This is a genomic window from Streptomyces netropsis (genome assembly GCF_014203545.1).
GTDB classification, from domain to species: Bacteria; Actinomycetota; Actinomycetes; order Streptomycetales; family Streptomycetaceae; genus Streptomyces; species Streptomyces netropsis.
In genome coordinates, this window is record NZ_JACHJG010000002.1 from 46,313 (window position 1) to 66,502 (window position 20,190).

Genomic DNA, 20,190 nt, shown 5'->3' on the forward strand with positions numbered 1-20,190 from the left:
GCTGTCCCGATCCCTCTGAAGGAGCCCATGCGTCACGACGAACCGGACTGGACGCCCCCGCCCGCAGACCCGGAGCAACCCGCGCAACTGCGCCGTATCCTCCGTCTCTTCCGCCCCTACCGCGGCCGTCTCGCCCTCGTCGGCCTGCTCGTCGCCGCCTCTTCGCTCGTCTCGGTGGCCTCGCCGTTCCTGCTGCGGGAGGTCCTCGACGTCGCCATTCCCGACGGCCGTACCGGTCTGCTGAGCCTGCTGGCGCTCGGCATGATCGCCGCAGCGGTCGTGAACAGCGTCTTCGGCGTTCTGCAGACCCTCATCTCCACCACGGTCGGCCAGCGCGTCATGCACGATCTGCGGACCGCGGTCTACGGCCGGCTCCAGAGCATGCCGCTGGCCTTCTTCACCAAGACCCGCACCGGCGAGGTGCAGTCCCGTATCGCCAATGACATCGGTGGCATGCAGGCGACGGTGACGTCCACCGCCACCTCCCTGGTCTCCAACCTCACCAGCGTGGTCGCCACGGTCGTGGCGATGCTCGCCCTGGACTGGCGCCTGACCGTCGTCTCGCTCCTTCTCCTGCCGGTGTTCGTGTGGATCAGCCGCCGCGTCGGCAGCGAGCGCAAGAAGATCACCTCCCAGCGTCAGAAACAGATGGCGGCCATGGCTGCCATGGTCACGGAATCGCTGTCCGTCAGCGGGATCCTGCTCGGCCGCACGATGGGCCGTGCCGACTCCCTGACCAAGACCTTCGAGAAAGAATCCGAGCGGCTGGTCGGGCTCGAAGTGCGGGCGAACATGGCCGGGCGGTGGAAGATGTCCGTCATCGGCATCGTCATGGCCGCCATGCCAGCCGTTATCTACTGGGCCGCCGGAATGGCCCTGCGGACGGGCGGGCCCGACATCTCGATCGGTACGCTCGTCGCCTTCGTCTCCCTCCAGCAGGGGCTCTTCCGGCCCACGGTCAGCCTGCTGTCCACCGGTGTGCAGATGCAGGTCTCCCTGGCCCTCTTCCACCGCATCTTCGAGTACCTCGATCTGCCCGTGGACATCGCCGAGCCCGAGAAGCCGGTGCGGCTGGAGAAGATCCGCGGCGAGGTCCGCTTCGACTCCGTCTCCTTCTCCTACGACCCGTCGACGGAGACCCTCTCGGGCATCGACCTGTCCGTCCCGGCCGGCAGCAGCCTGGCCGTCGTGGGGCCGACCGGCTCGGGCAAGAGCACGCTCAGCTATCTCGTCCCCCGGCTCTACGACGTCACCGGCGGCCGGGTGCTGATCGACGGGGTCGACGTCCGCGACCTCGACTTCGACACGCTCGCCCGCGCGGTCGGGGTGGTCTCGCAGGAGACCTATCTCTTCCATGCTTCCGTCGCCGACAATCTCCGCTTCGCCAAGCCCGATGCGACGGACGACGAGATCAGGGCCGCCGCGCGGGCGGCGCAGATCCACGACCACATCGCCTCCCTGCCCGACGGCTACGACACTCTCGTGGGAGAACGCGGTTATCGCTTTTCCGGCGGCGAGAAGCAGCGTCTGGCCATAGCCCGGACGATCCTGCGCGACCCGCCCGTGCTCGTCCTGGACGAGGCGACCAGCGCGCTGGACACCCGCACCGAGTACGCCGTGCAGAAGGCCCTCGACGCCTTGTCCGAGGGGCGGACGACGATCACCATCGCGCACCGGCTCTCCACGGTCCGCGACGCCGACCAGATCATCGTCCTTGACGGCGGTCGCATCGCCGAGCGCGGAACCCATCAGGAACTCCTCGCGGGTGCGGGCCCGTATGCCGCCCTTGTCCGGCGCGATACGCGGCTCACGGCAAGGGTCTGATCCTCCCTCAGAGAGTCTCGAGGTCGACGGCCTCGGCCATGATCCGGTAACCGGCGTCGTTGGGGTGCTTGCGGTCACCACTGTCGTAGGCCGGTTCGAGCACCTGGGGGTCGTCGGGCGAGGCCAGAGCCCGGTCGAAGTCGGCGACCCCGTCGTACTCACCGGAGGTGCGGATCCAGTCGTTGAGCGCGACGCGCTTCGCCTCGGCCGACGGAGTGTGGTACTCCGCCCCCTTGAACGGCAGGATGGTCGCCCCGATGACCTTGACGCCGCGGTGGTGAGCCTGCTTGATCAGCCTTCGGTATCCGGCTATCAACTCAGCCACCGTCACCTCCGGGTTGGGCTTGTACGTCGGCAGGTCCACCTCGCTGAAACCGATGTCGTTGAGCCCGGCGAACACCAACACGGAGCGGACACCAGGCTTGTCGAGAACATCGCGTCCGAAGCGGTCCACGGCCCGGTCGCCGTACCAGGCGGAGTCGTTGAGCATGAGGTTTCCACCGATCCCCGCGTTGACGACGGCCAGCGGGCGGCCCGCGGCGGTGAGGCGCTCGGCGAGTGCGTCGGGGTAGCGGCGGTTCGCCCCCACGGTGGATCCGTAGCCGTCCGTGATGGAGTCCCCGAAAGCCACCACCGTCTCGAAGGGGACGGTGTTCCCCGACAGCTCGACGTCGGAGAGGTAGTACCAGGAATGGGTGACCTCGCCGAAACGCTCGCCGCCGACGTCGGCGGTGCGGTCGCCGGTGGCGCGGTAGCTGTTGGCGTACGCCTGCGAGTGGAACGTCGAGGGCCCGGTCGGCTCCTCGAAATACAGGGTCACGGTCACCGAGTCGAACGGTTCCACCGGCAGTTCCGTCGCGTCGCCGACGGTCTCGCCACCGACGGGGATCGTCACCGATGAAGCCCCGTCGAACGACAGCTCCCTCATGGTGCCGGGCCGGGTTGCCGCGCCCTCGTCGGTCAGCGCGAGAGTCGCGGCGCTGACGGTCAGCGGCTCGGTGCCGAACCGGTTCGACAGTCGGATGCGGGCCGCCGTGCCCTTTCCGGTGACGCGGACGATCTGGCGCACGGACTGCTGAGCGAACCCGGTCTCCGACCAGTTCTCCTCGAAGCCGCTGCTGGGCCGCTGGACCGGCACCGACCAGCCCGCAGACCACCGGGCCGCCGTGGCCGTGCGGCCCTGAGTCCGGTCGTGGGTCCGGCCCCGGGCCTCGCCGAGTACCGAGGTCGTGAAGTCGTGCTCCTGGACGGAGTGCTGTCCCTGAACGGTCATGATCAAGCCTTCCTCGCGTGATGTGCGGTGCTGAGGAAAAGCCTGCTACTCGAAGATCGCCCCACCCAGACCTCTCCGCTTGATACGCACCCGGTGCGTACCACTGGCAGGGTCACCTTCACCGAGATGCGCCGACGCGCGTCGCTCGTGCGGGCCAAGCATCGAAGACGTCGCGAACTCGGCCCGGATCGCGGCCGTATGCTCCCCGGCGGCGGGCACCGCGCCCATGGCCGCTTCCCTGCCCCGCACCTCGACCGGTGGCAACAAGCCGCGCAGCGGCCCTGCGGGCGAGCCGAAGTCACGCCAGCGCTCGCGCGCCGTCAACTGCGGGTGGTCGGCGAACTCCCCGACGGTCCGCAAGCGAGCGTTGGCGATGCCGGCACCGTCGAGGAGGGCGAGGAGCCCGTCCGCCGTATGGCGGGCGAAGTCCGCCTCCATGACGGCCGTCAGTTCGTCGTCGTGTGCCCGGCGTAGCGGATTGTCGGCGAAACGCGGGTCACGGATGAGTGCGGGCCGGCCCAGCACCTGTGAACAGAGAGCCACCCACTCGCGGTCGTTCTGCACGCTCAGGAACACGCGTGCGCCGTCGCCGCACGCGTAGTGCCCGTACGGGGAGATGGACGGGTGACGGGCCCCGCTGCGGGCGATGGGCGCACCTCCGTACGCCTGGGCGAAGTACGGGTGCCCCATCCACTCGGCGAGCGCGTCGAAGAGGGAGACCGACAGCGCCGAGCCCTGGCCTGTGCGCTCGCGTTCGTACAGCGCGGTCAGCAGGCCCGTGTAGGCGTACATCCCACCGGCGATGTCCGCGACGGAAATGCCCGGACGGGCCGGGGCGTCGGGGCTGCCGGTGATCGACACCAGCCCGACCTCGCACTGGATCAGCAGGTCGTAGGCCTTCTTGTCGCGATACGGGCCTTCGGGGCCGTATCCGGAGACATCGCAGGTGATCAAGCGCGGATCACGGGCGCGCAGCGTCTCGGCGCCGAGGCCCAGCCGGTCGGCCGCGCCGGGGCCGAGGTTCTGGATGAAGATGTCGGCGCGAGCCAGGAGACGGTCGAGCAGCGAGCGGTCCGTGGGGTCCTTGAGGTCGAGGGCAACACTCTCCTTGCCCCGATTGATCCAGACGAAATAGGCGGAGAGCCCCTTGACGCTTCGGTCGTATCCGCGGGCGAAGTCACCTCGACCCGGTCGTTCGATTTTGATCACGCGCGCGCCGAGGTCCGCGAGCTGACGGGTGGCGAAAGGCGCGGCGACGGCCTGCTCAAGGGCGACGACGGTGATGCCGTGCAGGGGCAGTTCCATCACTCCTCCTTCATCGGCGTGATCATATGACCGGGCCTGTGGACAGTTCACCACCCGCAGGACTCGGGCCTCCTACTCTGGCGCTCATGGGAACAAAGGAACCACCGCCCAAGGGGCGTTGACGGAAACCGTGGCCGAAGCTATCGGGCCGGTCGTAGCCGGTAGGCGTAGCTGTAGTCGCGGTCGGCATGCAGCAGATACCGCTCCAAGGGCCGAGCCCCCCAGGAGTCGTTGCCGCCCACGCCCATCTGACGGTGGTTGACGCTCAGGGTCGTGTCATCGCGCCACGTCATCTCATGCGGGTGTCGCGGGCCTTCGAGGTCGAAAGGGATGCAATGAAGAGCACTGGTCTCCAGCAGTTCGCCGCCATCGCCGGGTTCGGCCAGCACGGACAGGCCCGTGCCGTCCTGGCCGGTCAGCGAGACGCTGCGTACATCCGTGGCGTTGCCGACGGCTTGAGGGCGCGCGTACGGCACTGCCGACGCGTCCATCGAGCGGCTGTATCGGCCTACGAACGCGCTGCCGCGGCGGTCCTGATAGTTCTCGTGCGGCCCGCGTCCGTACCAGCCGAGCGTCCCGAAGCCACCCGGCACGGTCAGCAGCGCGCCCACCACCGGCAGATCCGGGAGCCCCGGGCCCGGCGTGAGAGTGTGCCGGACACGCACCTCGCCGTCACCGCGCACGGTGAGGACGGTCGTCCACCGGGAAGGGGAAGGAGAGGTGGGCAGGGCGGCGACGACGGTGAGGACCACCTCGGCGGGTGCCGGCTGCGCGACGTCGAGCGATGTGACCGTACGCCTCGCCCCCGCGTCGCGCCAGGTACGGGACGAGACCTGGGCGCCCCAGCCGATGTCGTTGTCGGTCGGCGCGCGCCAGAAGTTCGGGACCGGCCCCTCGACCAGCAGAGTTCGGCCGCGGTACCGATAGGTGCTGAGGGTGCCGGCTGCCGCGTCCAGGACGAGTTCGAGATCGGACCCGGTGACCGTGACCGCGCGAGGGGTCCGTACGACCCGGAGGGCGGGCAGTTCGGCCACATCCCGCTCGGCGGGTGCCGGGGAGTGCCAAGGGAGCGCGAGCTGCTCCGCGGCGACGATGTGGCCGGCGTCGGCCCAGCGGGTCGCCTCGCGGAGGACGAAGGAGACATTGAGCCAGTACTCCGCGCCGGGCTCCGGCTTCTCGGGCCGCTCCCACGGCAACCGGACGGTCGTCGACTCGCCCGCTTGGGCCCTGGGCGCGACGAGCGTGCCGTGCTGGACGGGCTCGCCGTCGCGGGTGACCTCCCACCGCAGGTCGTACGCCTCAAGCCCCGTGAACAGCTGGAGATTGGTCACCTTCACCGTCCCGGCCGCCAAGTCCGCGGCCGAGACCCGCACCGCCTGGTAGACCTTCTTCACCTCGTGCAGAGCCGGGTGCGGGGTGCGGTCCGCGGCGACGAGACCGTTACAGCTGAAGTTGCCGTCGTCGGGGTGGCCCGGATGCCAGTCGCCGCCGTAGGAGAGGTACGTACGGCCGGGCTCACCCGGCACGGGGAGACGGATCGCCTGGTCGGCGAAGTCCCAGATGAACCCGCCGTGCAGATTCGGGTGGGCGTCGACGACGTCCCAGTACTCGCGGAGATTTCCCGTGCTGTTGCCCATGGAGTGCGCGTACTCGCACAGGATGTACGGCTTGGGGTTCCCGGACTGTCCGTACGCCTCGACGGCGGCCGGGTCCGCGTACATACGCGACTCGATGTCGGCGACCGCGTTCATACCCTCGTAGTGCACGGGCCGGGACGGGTCGCGGTCGTGCACCCAGTCGGCCATGATCTGAAAGTTTTCGCCTTGGCCGGCCTCGTTGCCCAGCGACCAGATCACGACGCAGGGATGGTTCTTGTCGCGCTCCACCATGCTGCGGAGCCGGTCGACACAGGCGTCGGTCCACTCGGGGAGGCTCGCAGGCAGGGAGTCGCGCAGATCGTGCGTCTCCAGGTTGGCCTCGTCGATCACGTACAGGCCGTACTCGTCGCACAGCTCCAGCCAGCGCGGATGGTTGGGGTAGTGCGAGGTGCGGACGGCGTTGATGTTGTGCTGCTTCATGATGCGGATGTCCTCGATCATCCGCTGCTCGGGGACCGCTTGGCCGTGGTCGGGGTCCCACTCGTGGCGGTTGACCCCGCGGAAGACGACGGGCCTGCCATTGACCGTCAGCTCACCGGGGCCGTAGCCGATGGCGCGGAAGCCGACTCGGGTGCGTCGGATGTCGATGGTGTCGCCCTGCGCATCGATCAGCTCAAGGGTCAGGACGTACAGGCAGGGGCGTTCGGCCGACCACAGAGAGGGGCGGGTGACCCGGGCGCACAGCTCGGCCGTCACCTCACCGGACTCGTCGAAGCGGGCGGGTGCGGACCGGGACAGGACAGGAGAGCCCTCGGCGTCGTGGAGGGTGACCCGGACGTGATGGTCGTCGGAGTGGAGCTCCGGTTCCGCGGACCGCAGCGTCGCGGACACCTTGAGGTCCGCGTCGCGGAATGCGCAGTCCAGCTCGGTTCGGACGAACAGGTCGTGCACGTGCACGCGGGGGACGGAGTAGAGATACACGTCGCGGAAGATGCCGGACAGGTCGATCATGTCCTGGTCCTCCAGCCAGCTCCCGTTGCACCAGCGGTGGACCTCGACGGCCAGGGTGTTCTCTCCCGGGCGCAGAAAGGGGCTCACATCGAATTCGGCGGGCGTGTAGCTGTCCTCGCTGTAGCCGACCCGTCGGCCGTTGACCCAGACGAAGAACGCGGATTTGACGCCCTGGAAGGAGATCAGGACGCGGCGCCCGGCCCAGTCGCGCGGGACGGTGAAGGTACGGCGGTAGGAGCCGACCGGGTTGAACACGGTGGGCACGTGCGGGGGAGTGGGCTGCTCATAGCCGACCCACGGGTACCTGACGTTGAGGTAGACCGGTTCCGGGTAGCCCTGCATCTCCCAGTTGCCGGGCACGGTGACGTGGTCCCAGCCGCCGTCGTCGAAGTCGTCCTCGGCGATCCCCGACGGGCGCTCGGAGGGGTTCGGGGACCAGTTGAACCGCCAGACACCGTTGAGCGATCGGTAGTACGGCGAGTCGGCGGAGACGCCGACGAGTGCGGAACGGAGGTCGGCGAAAGGGATGAGACGGGCGCGGGCGGGCTCCCGGTTCACCTGGAAGGTCTCGGGACCTGCCTGCCACTCCTCGCCCGTGACGGCCGGGAGGGGGCGGTTCGGAGGGTTCGGTCGTCGTGCGCGCATACGTCAGCTCCAGTGAGGGACGTCGGGAGAAGAGGACGCGGGGACGGGACACGGCAGCGACATACGGTGGAAAACCGCCGAAGAGCACGAAGGGCCAGGATCGGACAGGACGCCCGCACCTCACAAGCCCCGCGCCCGGCGAGGCTCACATCGACCGAGGATCGCCGTCCACCAGGATCACTTCGAGGGTGCGCGGACCATGGACGCCCTCGACCCGGTCCAGTTCGATGTCGCTGGTCGCGGACGGACCCGAGATCCAGGTCAACGGCCGCCCGGGAGCCAGCCGTTCGAGGGCCTGCGGCACCGAGTCCACGATCTGGTCCGCGATCCGCACCACGCACAGATGATGGTCGGGCACGAGTGAGATGCGACGGCGACCCTGGTCCGGGCCCGAGTCGAGGACCACCGTGCCGGTCTCGGCGATGGCCAGCGCGCATCCGGTGACGACGCTGTCCGCGCCGTCCAGCTCCCGCGGCGTCAGAGCCACGGAGTCCGTCACCAGGTCCACTCGGGCTCCGGCAAGCCATCCGCCCGGCAGCCCGGTCGGTACGACCACGCGGCGGGCGCCACGCGACGCGAGCAGCCGCCCCAGGAGCGGAGGCAGTCCGGCCGTGTCCGTGCGGTGCACGACGGCGCGGTAGTCCGCGAGATTCTCGGCGAGGAGGTCGACGGATTCGGCGGGTGTCCGCTCACCGTGCGCGCGGAGATAGTCGCGGACGACGGGGTGATCGCGCGGGCGCTCGTACCGCGGCACATCCGCCAGTGCGCGCCGGATCCGCCCGAGGATCCGTTCCCTGCTCGCGTCGCCGCCGACATCGCCGGAAGCCGCACTCATGACGCCTGCTCCCGGGACCGGGTGCCCGCCGGTCCGCCCCGGGTGCGGGCCCACCAGTCCCGGAACGACTCGGCGGGCATCCGGGGCAGCTCGCGGGTATCCGTCCAGGCGCGGCCCGGCCCGGGCAGCCGTCGCGGGTGGAAGCGGCGGGTGCGGGCGGCAAGGCGCTGACCGTGGCGGAGCGCGGCGGGGTGGTCCAGGACCCAGCCGGCGGTACGCATCAGCGCACGCTCGGCGGCGTGCCTCTTGGCCGGTTTGATGACGGTCCTCGTGCCGCGGACGGTCACCTCTCCACCCTCCACGACCCGCTCGCGCAGGTGGACGAGGACCTCCGGGATGTCGATGGCGACCGGGCAGACCTCGTAGCAGGCGCCGCACAGAGAGGAGGCAAAGGGAAGCGACTCCTCCAACGCGGAGGTGAGGCCGCGCAACTGCGGTGTGAGGATCGCGCCGATCGGCCCCGGGTAGGGCGAGCCGTACGCGTGCCCGCCGGCCCGCTCGTACACGGGGCAGACGTTCAGGCAGGCCGAACAGCGGATGCAGCGCAGCGCCTGGCGGCCGGTCCGATCGGCGAGCGTGTCGGTGCGGCCGTTGTCGAGCAGCACGAGATGGAAGGCGCGTGGGCCGTCCTCGGCGGTGGTCCCCGTCCACATCGAGGTGTACGGGTTCATGCGCTCGGCTGTCGAGGAGCGGGGGAGCAGTTGGAGGAAGACTTCAAGGTCCTGCCAGGTCGGCACGGTCTTCTCGATGCCGACGACCGAGATCAGGGTCTCCGGGAGGGTGAGGCACATCCGGCCGTTGCCCTCCGATTCCACGACCACGAGGGTGCCGGTCTCGGCGACCATGAAGTTGGCACCCGAAATCGCGACGTTGATGCTCAGGAACTTCTCGCGCAGGTGCAGCCGAGCGGCCTCGGCGAGATCGGCGGGACGGTCGGTCAGCCCTTCCGGCGCCGGGCGCCCCCACTGCGCCATCCGGTCGCGGAAGATGTCGCGGATCTCGCCGCGGTTGCGGTGGATCGCGGGGACCAGGATGTGTGACGGCAGATCGTCGCCGAGCTGCACGATCAGCTCGGCGAGGTCGGTCTCGTACGCCCGGATCCCCGCCTCCGAGAGGGCCGCGTTGAGGCCGATCTCCTGGGTGACCATGGATTTGACCTTGACGACTTCGCGCTCGCCCGTGGCACGCACGAGTTCGGTCACGATGCGGTTCGCCTCGGCGGCATCCGCCGCCCAGTGGACGGTGCCCCCGGCCCGGGTCACGTTCTCCTCCAACCGGACCAGATAGTGGTCGAGGTGACGCAGGGTCCGGTCCTTGATGGCGGCTCCGGCGGCGCGCAGCCGCTCCCAGTCGTCCAGCTCGGCGACGGCCGCGGCGCGCTTGGCGCGGATGGTGTGCGTCGCGCGCCGGAGGTTGGCGCGCAGTCCGCTGTCCCGGGTCGAGACGGCGGCGGCTCGTGGAAAGGCGGGCATGCCCAGGTAAGTCGCGTGGGCGGAGCCGCCCGTAGGGCTCACGGCGCCGCTCACAGGGCGCTGCCTTCCGTACAGGCGAGGATCTCCGCGATATGGACAGGGCGGACGGCGGAGCCATCGCGGGCGAGCGTGCCGCCGATGTGCAGGAGACAGGAATTGTCGACCGCGCACACGGCCGTCGCACCGGTCTCCGTGAGCGCGCGGGCCTTGTCGGCACCCATCGCGGCGGACACGGCGGGGTTCTTGACGGCGAAGGTGCCACCGAAGCCGCAGCACTCCTCGGCCCCGGCAGGCTTCCGCAGTTCGATGCCCCGCACCTTCTCCAGGAGCCGTAGCGGCCGGTCGCCGAGGCCCAGTACCCGCAGCCCGTGGCAGGTCGGGTGGTAGGTGACGGTGTGGGGAAAGTACGCCCCGACGTCCGTCACCCCGAGGACGTCGACCAGGAACTCGGTCAGCTCATAGGTCTTGGCCACCGCGCCCGCCGCCGCCTCGGACATCGTGCCGCCCCGCCCCTCGGCGGCCGCCTTGGCGGCGATCCGCGGGTAGTTGTCGCGGATCATTGCGGTACAGGAAGCGGACGGGGTGACCACGTGGTCGAAGTCCTGGAAGGCGGTGGCGTAGCGGCGCATCAACGGCTCCGCCTGGTGGCGGTAGCCCGTGTTGAACTGCGGTTGACCGCAGCAGCTCTGCGTCATGGGGAAGTCGACCTGAACGCCGAGCCGCTCCAGCAGGGTGACGACGGCCTGACCGGTGCGCGGGTAGAGCGTGTCATTGACGCAGGTGACGAACAGCCCCACACGCATGATTCCTCCTCGCGCGGCTCATACTGCCGCAGCGACCGCGTGCTGTGAAGGACTGTCCACGTGGTGGCTCCCCGGCCCGCCGGTGATTCCGTCACCGGGCTCGGTCAACAGCGTCCGGATCTCCCGTACGGCCTCCCGGCCCGCCCGGTTCGCGCCGATGGTGCTCGCCGAAGGTCCGTACCCGACCAGGTGCACGCGTGGGTCGCGGGCCGCGCGCGTGCCCTCGACGCGGATGCCGCCGCCCGACTCGCGCAGCCGCAGCGGCGCCAGGTGGTCGATGGCGGCGCGGAAGCCGGTGGCCCAGACGATGACGTCGGCGTCGACGCCGCGGCCGTCGGCCCATGTCACGCCGGCGGGGGTGATGCGGTCGAACATCGGCAGCCGCTCGAGAACGCCCGTCGCCCGGGCTCGTTCCATGGCCGCGGTCATGGGCAGCCCGGTCACGGACACCACACTTTGCGGCGGCAGTCCCCGCCGTACCCGCTCCTCGACGCGCGCGACGGCTTCCCTCCCCCGGGCCGCGTCGAAGGGGCCCTCGCGGAAGAGCGGAGGGCGTCGGGTCACCCACGTCGTCTCCGCGGCCACCTCGGCGATCTCCATCAGATGTTGCACGCCCGACGTGCCGCCCCCGACCACCACGACACGCTGCCCGGCGAACTCCAGCGGACCCGGGTAGTCGGCCGTGTGCAGCTGACGGCCGCGAAAGGTCTCCTGGCCGGGGTAGCGGGGCCAGAACGGGCGGTCCCACGTGCCGGTCGCGTTGATCAGGGCCCGCGCCGCCCACATGCCCTCGGACGACTCGACCCACAGCCGTCCACGTGGTCCCTCGCGCACCGCGCTCACCTCGACCGGACGATGCACGCGCAGGCCGAAGGCGTCCTCGTACTCCGCGAAGTACGCGCCGATCACCTCGGAGGAGGGCAGGGAGTCGTCCGCCCCCGTCAGCTCCCTGCCCGGCAGCGCGTGCATACCGTGCACCTTGCCGTAGGTCAGCGACGGCCAGCGGAATTGCCAGGCACCGCCCGGGCGCGGTGAGTGATCCAGAACGACGAAATCCCGGTCCGGCTCGTATCCCGCCCGGCGCAGGTGGTACGCGCTGGACAGTCCCGCCTGCCCGGCGCCCACGACGACGACCTCGACCTCACGCGGCCCCGTTTTGTTCATGATTCCACTAACAGTGGCGGGGCGCGTGGCCTTCCCGCTCCTCCGAGACTCGCCCGCGTCCTCCGACAAGGGGTGCGGCCGGGGCTTGCGCGGCCAGAAGGAGCCCTGTGTTCACCTCGTCCGCCCCATCGCCTGCCCCTCACCTTTCAGGAGTCCTACGGTGGAATGGCGGGACTTTCGTGCGCTCGGGTGGATCGGGGGACGAGCATGAGCAGCGGGGCCGGCGGTGGGCAACCGAGCCCACCCGGGAATCGGTACGGGCCAGCGGTGATCGGCGCAGTCGCCGTCATCATCGCCGCGGTCATCGGGGCGATTTTTTCGCCCTCGTCGAAATCGAATGGATCGGGCAACAAGGACAGCTCCGTGTCGGCGGGCGCCCAGGGAGGAACTTCGGCTTCCGCAGAGGCAAGCGAGAAGTCCACGCCCGACGAACCCACGCGGGCAGGCGTCACTCCCACCACCCCGAAGCCAACGCCCTCAGTCAGCGGGGGAGAGAAGTCGATGCCACCTTCCTCCAAGGCGCGCTGGAAGGGCACCGTCACTCTTCCGCTCACTCTCAACGCGAATTCCGATGTCGGGGCGGACTTCGACGGCAAGGATCCGGGGCGACTCGTGGGGGTGGACGACGATCTGCGCGGGGACTACAGCGCGTCGGCCGCCGTCATGGTCATGACCGGTCGCGCGGCGGAAGCGCCGGGGGATGCCGGCGATCTGCGCCGTTCGGACTGTGAGAAGCGGTTGCCGCCCGGCGTGACGCAGAATCCGGTGTCTGTCCCTCTGACCCGCAGCAACGGGGTCTCCGGAACGTACTGTTTCACCACCACCGAGGGGCGTACTGCGGCTTTCAGCATGGTGTCCGCCAACCTGCCCCTGCCCGATGCGGTCACGATCAAGGTGGTGCTGTGGGAATAGCGTGAGACGTCGGCGGTGAGCGCTTGGCCTTCCCGTTCCTCGCGCCGGTCCCGGAGCCGGGCCGCGTGCCCGCCGCCGGGCAAGATGGGAACATGACCGAAACGTTCCGTACGCACGTCCTCGACGTCTCCACCGGCACTTCGGAGGCCGTGTACGACCTCACGCGAGACTGTGAGACGTTCTTGCGCGCCGTGGCCGCGGGCCGCGACGGCCTGCTCAATGTCTTCGTCCCGCATGCCACCGCCGGAGTGGCGGTTCTGGAGACGGGCGCGGGCAGTGACGACGACCTGCTCGCCGCCCTGCGGGATCTGCTGCCGGCGGACGACCGCTGGCGGCACCGGCACGGGAGCCCCGGCCATGGCCGGGACCATGTCCTTCCGGCGCTCGTGCCGCCGCACGCGACGCTCCCCGTCCTCGGCGGGCGGCTGGAGCTGGGCACCTGGCAGTCCGTGTGTCTCGTGGATACCAACCGGGACAACCCGGACCGCCAGGTGCGGCTGACCTTCCTCGGCTGACCGCCTGGCGGTCGGTCGGCCTCGGGTTCAGCCGGGGTGTCAGTCCTTCTGAGCCGATGCGGGCAGCTGGCGCAGCTTCACCGGGGTCTTGGTGTTGTAAGCCCAGTCGAGCATCTTCGTGGCGTCCGCGTAGCGGTTGCCGGCGTTGAGGATGACGCCCACGACGGTGCGCCCGTTGCGCTGGGCGGCGAACACCAGGCACGGCCCGGCCACGGAGCCCGTGCCGGTCTTGATGCCTATCGCGCCCTTGTACGACCCGAGCAGCTTGTTCGTGTTGTCCCAGTAGTAGGTGCGATTGATGTTCGCGGCCTTCTGCTGGGTGCTGGTCGACTTGACGACCGTGCCGAACGTGCTGTTGGCCATCGCGTGCCCGGCCAGCTTCGCCGTGTCGCGCGGCGTCGTGTAGTTGGCGCCCGCCGCCGAGATGCCGTCGAAGGAGTCGTACTTGGTGTTCTTCATGCCAAGGGCGGCGGCCTTCTTGTTCATCTTGCCGATGAACGACTTCGTGCGCGCGGCCTCGGTGCTGCCGCTGCCGAAGGTGTCGGCGAGCGCGTATGCGGCATCGCACCCGGAGGGGAGCATCAGGCCGTACAGCAGCTGCCGCACGGTCAGCTTGTCACCCACGCGCAGGTCTGCCGTGCTCGCGCCGTTACGCGCGACGTAGTCGCGGTACGACTGCTTGATGGTGACCAGCTTGTTGAGATTGACGCCACTGGTGTCCAGGACCACGGCCGCCGTCATGACCTTGGTGGTGCTGGCCATCTGACGCTTGGTGTCGGCGTTCTTGGACCACAGTCGGCTGTTCTTGCCGGTGTCGAGCAGGAACGCGCCCTGGGCGGTGACTCCCGACGGACCGCTGGCGGCCTCGGCGGTCGTCGCCGGGAGTACGACGGCGATCGCCGCGGTCGACGCGACGAGCGCCGTTCCCCACCGGCGGACCGGTCTTCCCCCAATTCGATCCATGTACGTCCCCTTGTCCTCGCTTGTTGAGATGAGCGAGCAGATAATCCCACCTATCTGTGGGCGGGGAGACATTGGGGGCGCCCTACGGGTGATTGGCGGCCCGTCAGGCAGCCCTGGTCAGGGAGACCGCTGAGCTGCCCGTCCCACCGATTCCACCAGCGGCACCATCCGGTAGGGCACGCGCTCGCGCAGCACCACCTCGGTGCGCGTGCGGACCACCCCCGGCAACTGGACCAGCAGCTGGATCACGTCCTCCAGGTGCGCCGCGTCGCGCGCGACGACCCGCGTCATCAGATCCCCGCCACCGGTGATCGAGAACGCCTCGATGATCTCCGGCACCTCGGCGAGCGCGTTCGCCACCGTGTCCAGATGGCCCTGAGTGACCTCTATGTGGACGAACGCCAGCATGGGATGACCGAGCGCCGCGGGGGACAGCCGCGGCCCGGTGCCGGTGATCACGCCCTCGCGCTCCAGCCGGTCGAGCCGGGCCTGAAGCGTGCCGCGCGCGATGCCCAGCACGCGCGCGTACTCCCGCACGCTCGTCCGTGGCTGCTCCAGCAGCAGCCGCAAGATCTTCGCGTCCAGCGCGTCCACCGCCATGGGCCAACGGCCTCCTTATGGTCAATGCTCCGGGCTTGGCACTGTACCAATGGTTCAGTCATCCGAGGAGCTGTTGAGCCATTGAGGCTCCAGATGTTTTCCTCTACCTACTGATGGCGTTGCGCTGGGCTGCGTCGGGCGGCGAGGAAGCCGCTTCCGAACCCCCGCAGCGCCTTTGTCGTGCCGGAAAGCGCTCATGCGACGTCGACGTCCGTGCGCATCCGCGGATTCATCCGTACACATTCGTTACTTGGGGAGAAGGGGGCGGCCGCTCTGAAGAGGATGTTCGTGGCTCCGGACCCGGGCCGGCTCAGGCTCCGCACCGGTGTCCGTGCCGTCATCGGCGTGAGCCTCGCGGTCGCCGCGGCGGAGCTCTGCGGTCTGTCGCTGCCCGCCTCCATCACGGGCGGGCTCGCGGCGCTCCTCGCGCTCTTCACCGTCGGTGACCCGACCGTGCGGCGCCAGGCGGTCAGCACCGCCCTGCTGCCGGCCGTCGGCTTCCCCGTGCTCGCCCTCGCGACGGCCCTGCACGGCGTGCCGCTGCTGCGCGACACCGTGTTCCTCATGGTGGTCTTCTGCGGCGTCTACGCCCGGCGCTGGGGCCCGCGTGGCCACGCGCTCGGGATATTCGCCTTCATGATGTTCTTCGCCACGCAGTTCCTGCACGCCGTACCGGCTCAGCTGCCGGAGCTGTACCAAGCCGTGGCGATGGCCCTCGCCGCGTCCGGTCTCGTCCGCTTCGGGTTCTGGTGCATCGAACGCCGGACCCCGCCGCCCGCCCAGCCCGCCCCCCTCGCGGCGCGTGGGCTGGCGCGACCCACCACCCGTCAGGCGTTCCAGGCCACCTTCGCCTGCGGTGTCGCCCTCGCCGTCGGGCAGCTCGTCTCCGACGAGCGCTGGTACTGGGCCGTCGGCACCGCCTGGTGGATCTTCGTCAACACCGCCTCGCGCGGTGAGACCCTCGTCCGTGGCTTCCGCCGCGTCGTCGGCACCGTGACCGGGATCGTCGTCGGGCTCCTCGTGGCCGTGCCGCTGCACGGCGCGCCCGCGCCCACCGCGGTGCTCGTCGCCGTCTGCGTCTTCGGCATCTTCTACACCGCCGCGCCGTCCTACAGCTGGATGATGTTCTTCGTGACCGTCATGGCCGGGCTGCTCTACGGACTCCTGGGCGTGCTCCACCCGGGGCTGCTGGCGCTGCGCTTCGAGCAGACGGCCGTCGGCGCCCTCGGCGCGGCCCTCGCCGTCGCCGTCGTCCTGCCCGTCACCACGCACGCCGCCACCGACGCCTGGATCCAGCGCGCCCTGCTGGCCGTACGGCACTGCACCGCGGAGTCGGCCCGCCGACTCGCCGGTGACGAGTCCGCCGACCCCACTCCGCACGTCGCCGAGCTGGAGCTGCTCCTCGGCAAGGTGCGCGTCTCCCTCGCGCCGCTGCTGCACCCGCTCAGCCCGCTGCGGGCGCGCAAGGCCCGGGCCCGGGAGGTCATGGTCTTCCTCGACGACTGCGCCCGTCAGGCGCGGGGCCTGGCGGCGGTCGCCGCCGACCCCGCCGCCTCGCACGACGCCCGGCTGACCGCGGCCTGCCAGCGGGTCGAGACCGCGCTGTACGCCCTGGTCGCGCCCGGCGGGGGCGGCGCACCCGTGGCCGCCGCCGCGTTCGACGCCGTTCCGCACCACCACCCCGGCGCCGAGCGCGCCCTCGCCCACCTGCACGACCTGGAAGCGACGCTCATCTCGCTCGCCGCGCCCCTGCGCAGCAACCCGCGCGGCGTCTTCGCCGAAGCCTGAGCCGCGATGCCGGGGCACCGACAGCGGCCGGGACGCGCCCCGGCCGCTGTCGGTGCCCCGGTGTAGCGTCGGGCGGACAGTGGCTCGACGGGGAGGCGGCGCGGTGGCCGGTACGGGACAGCAGGGGCGTCGGCGGGGGCAGCGGGCGTACATCGGATCGTTCACGCAGGCGGGCGGGCGCGGCCTCACGGTCGCGGACGTCGACACCGCCACAGGCACGCTGACGCCCGTCTACGCCACCGACGCCGTGGCGAACCCGTCCTTCCTCGCGCTCTCGCCCGCCGCCGACGTGCTGTACGCGGTGAGCGAGACCGCGGAGGGAGCCGCCGTCGCCTTCTCCCTCGTCGATCGGGCCCGGCCCGAGCCGCTCGGCGCGCCCGTCCCCGTCCGTGGCGCCTCCCCCACGCACCTCGCGCCCGCCGGAGCGCATCTGCTCACCGCCAACTACGGTTCGGGCAGCGTCAGCGCCCTGCCGGTGCGTGCCGACGGCGGCCTCGAGGCACCCTCGGTCGTCCTGCCGCACCGGGGAGGCGGTCCCGTGGCGGAGCGGCAGGAGGGCCCGCACGCACACGCCGTGGTGCCCGACCCGTCCGGACGCTGGGTGCTCGCCGTCGACCTCGGCACGGACTCCGTGTGGACCTACGCCCTCGACCCGGCGACGGGTGTCCCGAGGCCCCACGGCGAGACACCGCTCCGCCCCGGGACCGGCCCCCGGCATCTCGTCTTCCACCCGCGCGGTGACCGCGCCTACGTCCTCAACGAGCTGGAGTCGACCGTCACGGTCTGCCGCTGGGACGCGTCGGCCGGGGCCCTGAAGCCGGTCGGTGAGACACCTGTCGTCCCTGGCGAGCGCCCGGGTGGCAACGCGGCGGTACCCAATTTCCCCTCGGCGCCCGTGGTCTCGCCCGACGGCCGGTTCCTGTGGGTCGCGAACCGCGGACACGACACCATCGCCACGCTGGCCCTCGACGCCTCGGGTGACGCCCTCGACTTCCGCGCCGCAGTCGACTGCGGCGGCCACTGGCCGCGTGATCTGTCGGCGCACCCGGGCGGGCACCTGCTGTACGCCGCCAACGAGCGCTCCGGCGATGTCACCTGGTTCACCGTCGAGCCCGACACCGGCCTGCCGCGCCGCGCGGGGTCGATCGAGATGCCCGCCGCGTCCTGCGTGGTCTTTGCCTGAAGCGAAAGAACGGCCGGCCCCGCAGGCGGGGCCGCATGGCCGGTTCCGATCGATCGGAACCGGAACCAGCAGGCCGGAAGCGATCAGGCCCGTAAACGACCGGAGGGGCCCCTGAGGGCCCCTCCGAACAGCGAGGCGTCCGTCCGGACGCCCGAACGAGTATCAGCGGACGGGCGCGCCCTGAAGGGACGCCTCGGGCGCGATGCCCAGCGCGGCCGCGTACTTGGCCAGGGCCAGCTTGCCGATCGCCGGGTAGGCGCCCAGCGGCTCGGCCGCCGCGCAGCCCGCCTCCTGAGCGGCCACGGCCGGGAGGGTCTCGGCCACCTCGGGACCGATCAGGCAGGGCGCCAGCGCCAGGTTCCGGGAACCGGAGCCACGCAGTCGCTCGGCGGTACGGGCGATCGCGCCCTCCTCGTCCAGCGCGGCGGCCATCACCGGGACGGCGAGACGTGCGGAGAGCAGCATGCCGGTGATGCCCGCGGCCTGCACGGCTTCCTCGCCACCGATCGTGGCCAGAATGATGCCGTCCGCGGCCGTTGCAACTGTGAACAGTCGTGCGCGGTCGGCGCGGGCCAGGCCGGCCTCGGAGAGGCGCACGTGCAGTGCTTCGGCGAGCAGCGGGTGCGGGCCGAGCGCGTCGGTCAGCTCGACGACGGAGCCGCTGCTCATGACGGACTGGCGTATGCGGCGCAGCAGGGCGCTGTCGGGTCCTGCGAGCAGCGGCACGACGGCGGCGGCGGGCCCTGCGGCCCACACGTCGGCGTTCTCGTCCGCGGCGGCCTCTTCACGGGCTTCGCTCGCGCGAGCGGCGTGCTGGGCCGTGGCGTAGCCGAGGACGGCGTCCAGGGAGGGATAGCCCTCGCTGCCGCCGTCGGCGTCCACGTAGCCGATGCGCGCGTCGAGCCCCGGGAGCTCGGCGCGCGCGATGCTGAGGATCTCCTCGGCGAGGAGGCGCGTGGCGGGGTCGGGTGTCCCGGGTACGGCGAGGACCAGCGGGGGCGCACCCGCTGGAGCAGCCGCGGGCTCCGGCCGCCGGTGCCGTCCAGGCTGGCGGGGACGCGGCATTCGTACAGGTAGGCCGGACACGGGCCCTGTGGGGGAGCTCATGGCGCCGCATGTTAGTCGTTCGGAGGACTGGGCCGTTCGGGTGGGGGCAACTAGGTGACGTCTGTCCGGATTTATTCGGTGGTTCATACGATCAGTGGAGATGTGTTCAGCAAATGATCCGTAGTAATCCGGCTTCGGTGGGTAGTCGCAATTTGTCCGTCGCCAGTGCCGCTGCCACGAGCGACGCCCCGCTCAGTGGGTCGCCCGCAGCGGCGATCAGGTGCGCATGAGGGAGTTGCAATTGCAACTCTCGATGGAGTGGCGTCAGGAGCGGTTCGCCCATACGGAGCAGTCCGCCGGTGAGGGCCACCAGCCGGGTCCGGCCGGGGGGAAGCGTCGGATATGTAGGCCGCCTCGGATGTGTCGGATGTGCCGGCCGTGATTCCCGGTCCGGGCGTGGGCACACCGCCGCCGCTGCCCCGGCGATATGGCGGGCGGCCTCGCGGAGAATGCGGGAGGCGACCGGGTCGGTCCCGGCGCACCGGCCGACCTCGGGTGCGAACGACGCCAGCAGCGCGGGCCGGTCCGCGCGCGGGTACAGCTTTCCCGGCAGTTCCGGCGCGGGGCCGAGCAGGGCCTCCAGCCGGGCGAGCAGGGCGGGTGAGGCGCCCTCACGGCCGTCGTACGCGCGCATCGCCGCCTCGAGCCCGGCGCGGCCGATCCAGGCTCCGCTGCCGCAGTCGCCGAGGAGATGGCCCCAGCCGTCCGCGCGCCGCCAGCCGCCTTCCGGGGTCAGGTCGGTGCCGAGCGCCACCAGTCCGGTGCCGACGGCGACGACCGCGCCCGGTCGCTGCCCCAACGCGCCCGCGTACGCGGTCACCGCGTCCGATGCCAGGGCCAGCCGACGTGCTCCGAGTGCGTCGCGCAGCGCGTCGGGCAGCACGGCACGGAGATCGTCGCCGAGCGTGGCCATGCCGGAGGCGCCCACGCAGACGGCCTCGCAGAGCTCCGCGCCCGCCTCGCGCAGGAGACGTGCGGCGGCGGGCAGCACCCGGTCGAGGAGGCTTTGCGCGTCGATACCCCGCTCGCCCATGACGGCGGGGTCCGGGGAGGACCAGGTGAGAGCCGGGCCCTCACCCCGGACGGGTGTGAGGGCGATCCTGACGCCCGAGCCGCCCGAGTCGACCCCCAGGACGTGGGAGTGACCGTGCCGCGTACGGTCGGCCGGGGGGTTCCCGGGCGTGACGTCCAC

At 70.9% G+C, this 20,190-nt stretch carries 16 protein-coding genes; 5 read left to right on the forward strand and 11 right to left on the reverse strand.

The genetic code is table 11. The features are described 5' to 3' along the window. Nucleotides 1–27 precede the first annotated feature (27 nt). Nucleotides 28–1,824: an ABC transporter ATP-binding protein gene (locus FHS38_RS05245; RefSeq protein ID WP_184731278.1), complete on the forward strand. Its 1,797-nt coding sequence runs from the start codon at nt 28–30 to the stop codon at nt 1,822–1,824. 7 nt (nt 1,825–1,831) lie between these two features. Here FHS38_RS05245 and FHS38_RS05250 read toward each other — a convergent pair whose 3' ends face one another. The 7 genes from FHS38_RS05250 to FHS38_RS05280 form a co-directional block, all read right to left on the reverse strand. Then, nucleotides 1,832–3,097: an SGNH/GDSL hydrolase family protein gene (locus FHS38_RS05250; RefSeq protein ID WP_184731280.1), complete on the reverse strand. Its 1,266-nt coding sequence runs from the start codon at nt 3,095–3,097 to the stop codon at nt 1,832–1,834. 45 nt (nt 3,098–3,142) lie between these two features. Beyond that, nucleotides 3,143–4,402, reverse strand: coding sequence for a CaiB/BaiF CoA transferase family protein (locus FHS38_RS05255; RefSeq protein WP_184731281.1), 1,260 nt, complete (start codon nt 4,400–4,402; stop codon nt 3,143–3,145). 140 nt (nt 4,403–4,542) lie between these two features. Continuing rightward, the gene (gene lacZ, locus FHS38_RS05260; RefSeq protein ID WP_184731284.1) at nt 4,543–7,656 is read right to left on the reverse strand and encodes a beta-galactosidase, LacZ type; all 3,114 of its coding nucleotides are present in this window, start codon (nt 7,654–7,656) and stop codon (nt 4,543–4,545) included. Between the two features lie 145 nt (nt 7,657–7,801). After that, nucleotides 7,802–8,491 (reverse strand): LutC/YkgG family protein, encoded by a 690-nt coding sequence (locus FHS38_RS05265; protein ID WP_184731286.1) that lies wholly within the window; start codon nt 8,489–8,491, stop codon nt 7,802–7,804. After that, a complete protein-coding gene (locus FHS38_RS05270) occupies nt 8,488–9,963 on the reverse strand; it encodes a lactate utilization protein B (RefSeq protein ID WP_184731287.1) in 1,476 nt (491 codons plus the stop codon). Before FHS38_RS05270 ends, FHS38_RS05265 begins: the two co-directional genes overlap by 4 nt. A 50-nt stretch (nt 9,964–10,013) precedes the next feature. After that, entirely contained in the window at nt 10,014–10,766 is a 753-nt protein-coding gene (locus tag FHS38_RS05275; RefSeq protein ID WP_184731289.1) for a (Fe-S)-binding protein, read from the reverse strand. Nucleotides 10,767–10,784: 18 nt separating this feature from the next. After that, nucleotides 10,785–11,930 (reverse strand): NAD(P)-binding domain-containing protein, encoded by a 1,146-nt coding sequence (locus tag FHS38_RS05280; RefSeq protein WP_184731291.1) that lies wholly within the window; start codon nt 11,928–11,930, stop codon nt 10,785–10,787. Nucleotides 11,931–12,197: 267 nt separating this feature from the next. Here FHS38_RS05280 and FHS38_RS05285 point away from each other — a divergent pair, with 267 nt between their 5' ends. Further along, a complete protein-coding gene (locus tag FHS38_RS05285; protein ID WP_184731293.1) occupies nt 12,198–12,842 on the forward strand; it encodes a hypothetical protein in 645 nt (214 codons plus the stop codon). A gap of 92 nt (nt 12,843–12,934) precedes the next feature. Continuing rightward, a complete protein-coding gene (locus tag FHS38_RS05290) occupies nt 12,935–13,357 on the forward strand; it encodes a YjbQ family protein (protein ID WP_184731295.1) in 423 nt (140 codons plus the stop codon). A gap of 39 nt (nt 13,358–13,396) precedes the next feature. Here the strand turns inward: FHS38_RS05290 and FHS38_RS05295 are convergent, their stop codons facing one another. Next, on the reverse strand, nt 13,397–14,320 hold the full coding sequence (locus FHS38_RS05295; protein WP_184731297.1) for a D-alanyl-D-alanine carboxypeptidase family protein: 924 nt from the start codon (nt 14,318–14,320) through the stop codon (nt 13,397–13,399). A gap of 117 nt (nt 14,321–14,437) precedes the next feature. Beyond that, nucleotides 14,438–14,920: an Lrp/AsnC family transcriptional regulator gene (locus FHS38_RS05300; protein WP_130881118.1), complete on the reverse strand. Its 483-nt coding sequence runs from the start codon at nt 14,918–14,920 to the stop codon at nt 14,438–14,440. 282 nt (nt 14,921–15,202) lie between these two features. Here FHS38_RS05300 and FHS38_RS05305 point away from each other — a divergent pair, with 282 nt between their 5' ends. Further along, the gene (locus FHS38_RS05305; RefSeq protein ID WP_184731299.1) at nt 15,203–16,708 is read left to right on the forward strand and encodes an FUSC family protein; all 1,506 of its coding nucleotides are present in this window, start codon (nt 15,203–15,205) and stop codon (nt 16,706–16,708) included. 103 nt (nt 16,709–16,811) lie between these two features. Further along, nucleotides 16,812–17,891 (forward strand): lactonase family protein, encoded by a 1,080-nt coding sequence (locus FHS38_RS05310; protein WP_184731301.1) that lies wholly within the window; start codon nt 16,812–16,814, stop codon nt 17,889–17,891. A gap of 162 nt (nt 17,892–18,053) precedes the next feature. Here the strand turns inward: FHS38_RS05310 and FHS38_RS05315 are convergent, their stop codons facing one another. Together FHS38_RS05315 and FHS38_RS05320 are read right to left on the reverse strand one after the other, a co-directional pair. After that, on the reverse strand, nt 18,054–18,998 hold the full coding sequence (locus tag FHS38_RS05315; RefSeq protein ID WP_184731303.1) for a sirohydrochlorin chelatase family protein: 945 nt from the start codon (nt 18,996–18,998) through the stop codon (nt 18,054–18,056). 106 nt (nt 18,999–19,104) lie between these two features. Then, nucleotides 19,105–20,190 (reverse strand): N-acetylglucosamine kinase, encoded by a 1,086-nt coding sequence (locus tag FHS38_RS05320; RefSeq protein WP_184731305.1) that lies wholly within the window; start codon nt 20,188–20,190, stop codon nt 19,105–19,107.

What these genes read in the sequence shown, in the direction of transcription:
- FHS38_RS05295 (WP_184731297.1), bottom strand. Translation starts at nt 14,320, where the DNA reads ATGGATCGAATTGGGGGAAGACCGGTCCGCCGGTGGGGAACGGCGCTC.
- FHS38_RS05305 (WP_184731299.1), top strand. Translation starts at nt 15,203, where the DNA reads ATGTTCGTGGCTCCGGACCCGGGCCGGCTCAGGCTCCGCACCGGTGTC.
- FHS38_RS05250 (WP_184731280.1), bottom strand. Translation starts at nt 3,097, where the DNA reads ATGACCGTTCAGGGACAGCACTCCGTCCAGGAGCACGACTTCACGACC.
- FHS38_RS05245 (WP_184731278.1), top strand. Translation starts at nt 28, where the DNA reads ATGCGTCACGACGAACCGGACTGGACGCCCCCGCCCGCAGACCCGGAG.
- lacZ (WP_184731284.1), bottom strand. Translation starts at nt 7,656, where the DNA reads ATGCGCGCACGACGACCGAACCCTCCGAACCGCCCCCTCCCGGCCGTC.
- FHS38_RS05280 (WP_184731291.1), bottom strand. Translation starts at nt 11,930, where the DNA reads ATGAACAAAACGGGGCCGCGTGAGGTCGAGGTCGTCGTCGTGGGCGCC.
- FHS38_RS05265 (WP_184731286.1), bottom strand. Translation starts at nt 8,491, where the DNA reads ATGAGTGCGGCTTCCGGCGATGTCGGCGGCGACGCGAGCAGGGAACGG.
- FHS38_RS05290 (WP_184731295.1), top strand. Translation starts at nt 12,935, where the DNA reads ATGACCGAAACGTTCCGTACGCACGTCCTCGACGTCTCCACCGGCACT.
- FHS38_RS05275 (WP_184731289.1), bottom strand. Translation starts at nt 10,766, where the DNA reads ATGCGTGTGGGGCTGTTCGTCACCTGCGTCAATGACACGCTCTACCCG.
- FHS38_RS05270 (WP_184731287.1), bottom strand. Translation starts at nt 9,963, where the DNA reads ATGCCCGCCTTTCCACGAGCCGCCGCCGTCTCGACCCGGGACAGCGGA.
- FHS38_RS05315 (WP_184731303.1), bottom strand. Translation starts at nt 18,998, where the DNA reads ATGAGCTCCCCCACAGGGCCCGTGTCCGGCCTACCTGTACGAATGCCG.
- FHS38_RS05255 (WP_184731281.1), bottom strand. Translation starts at nt 4,402, where the DNA reads ATGGAACTGCCCCTGCACGGCATCACCGTCGTCGCCCTTGAGCAGGCC.
- FHS38_RS05300 (WP_130881118.1), bottom strand. Translation starts at nt 14,920, where the DNA reads ATGGCGGTGGACGCGCTGGACGCGAAGATCTTGCGGCTGCTGCTGGAG.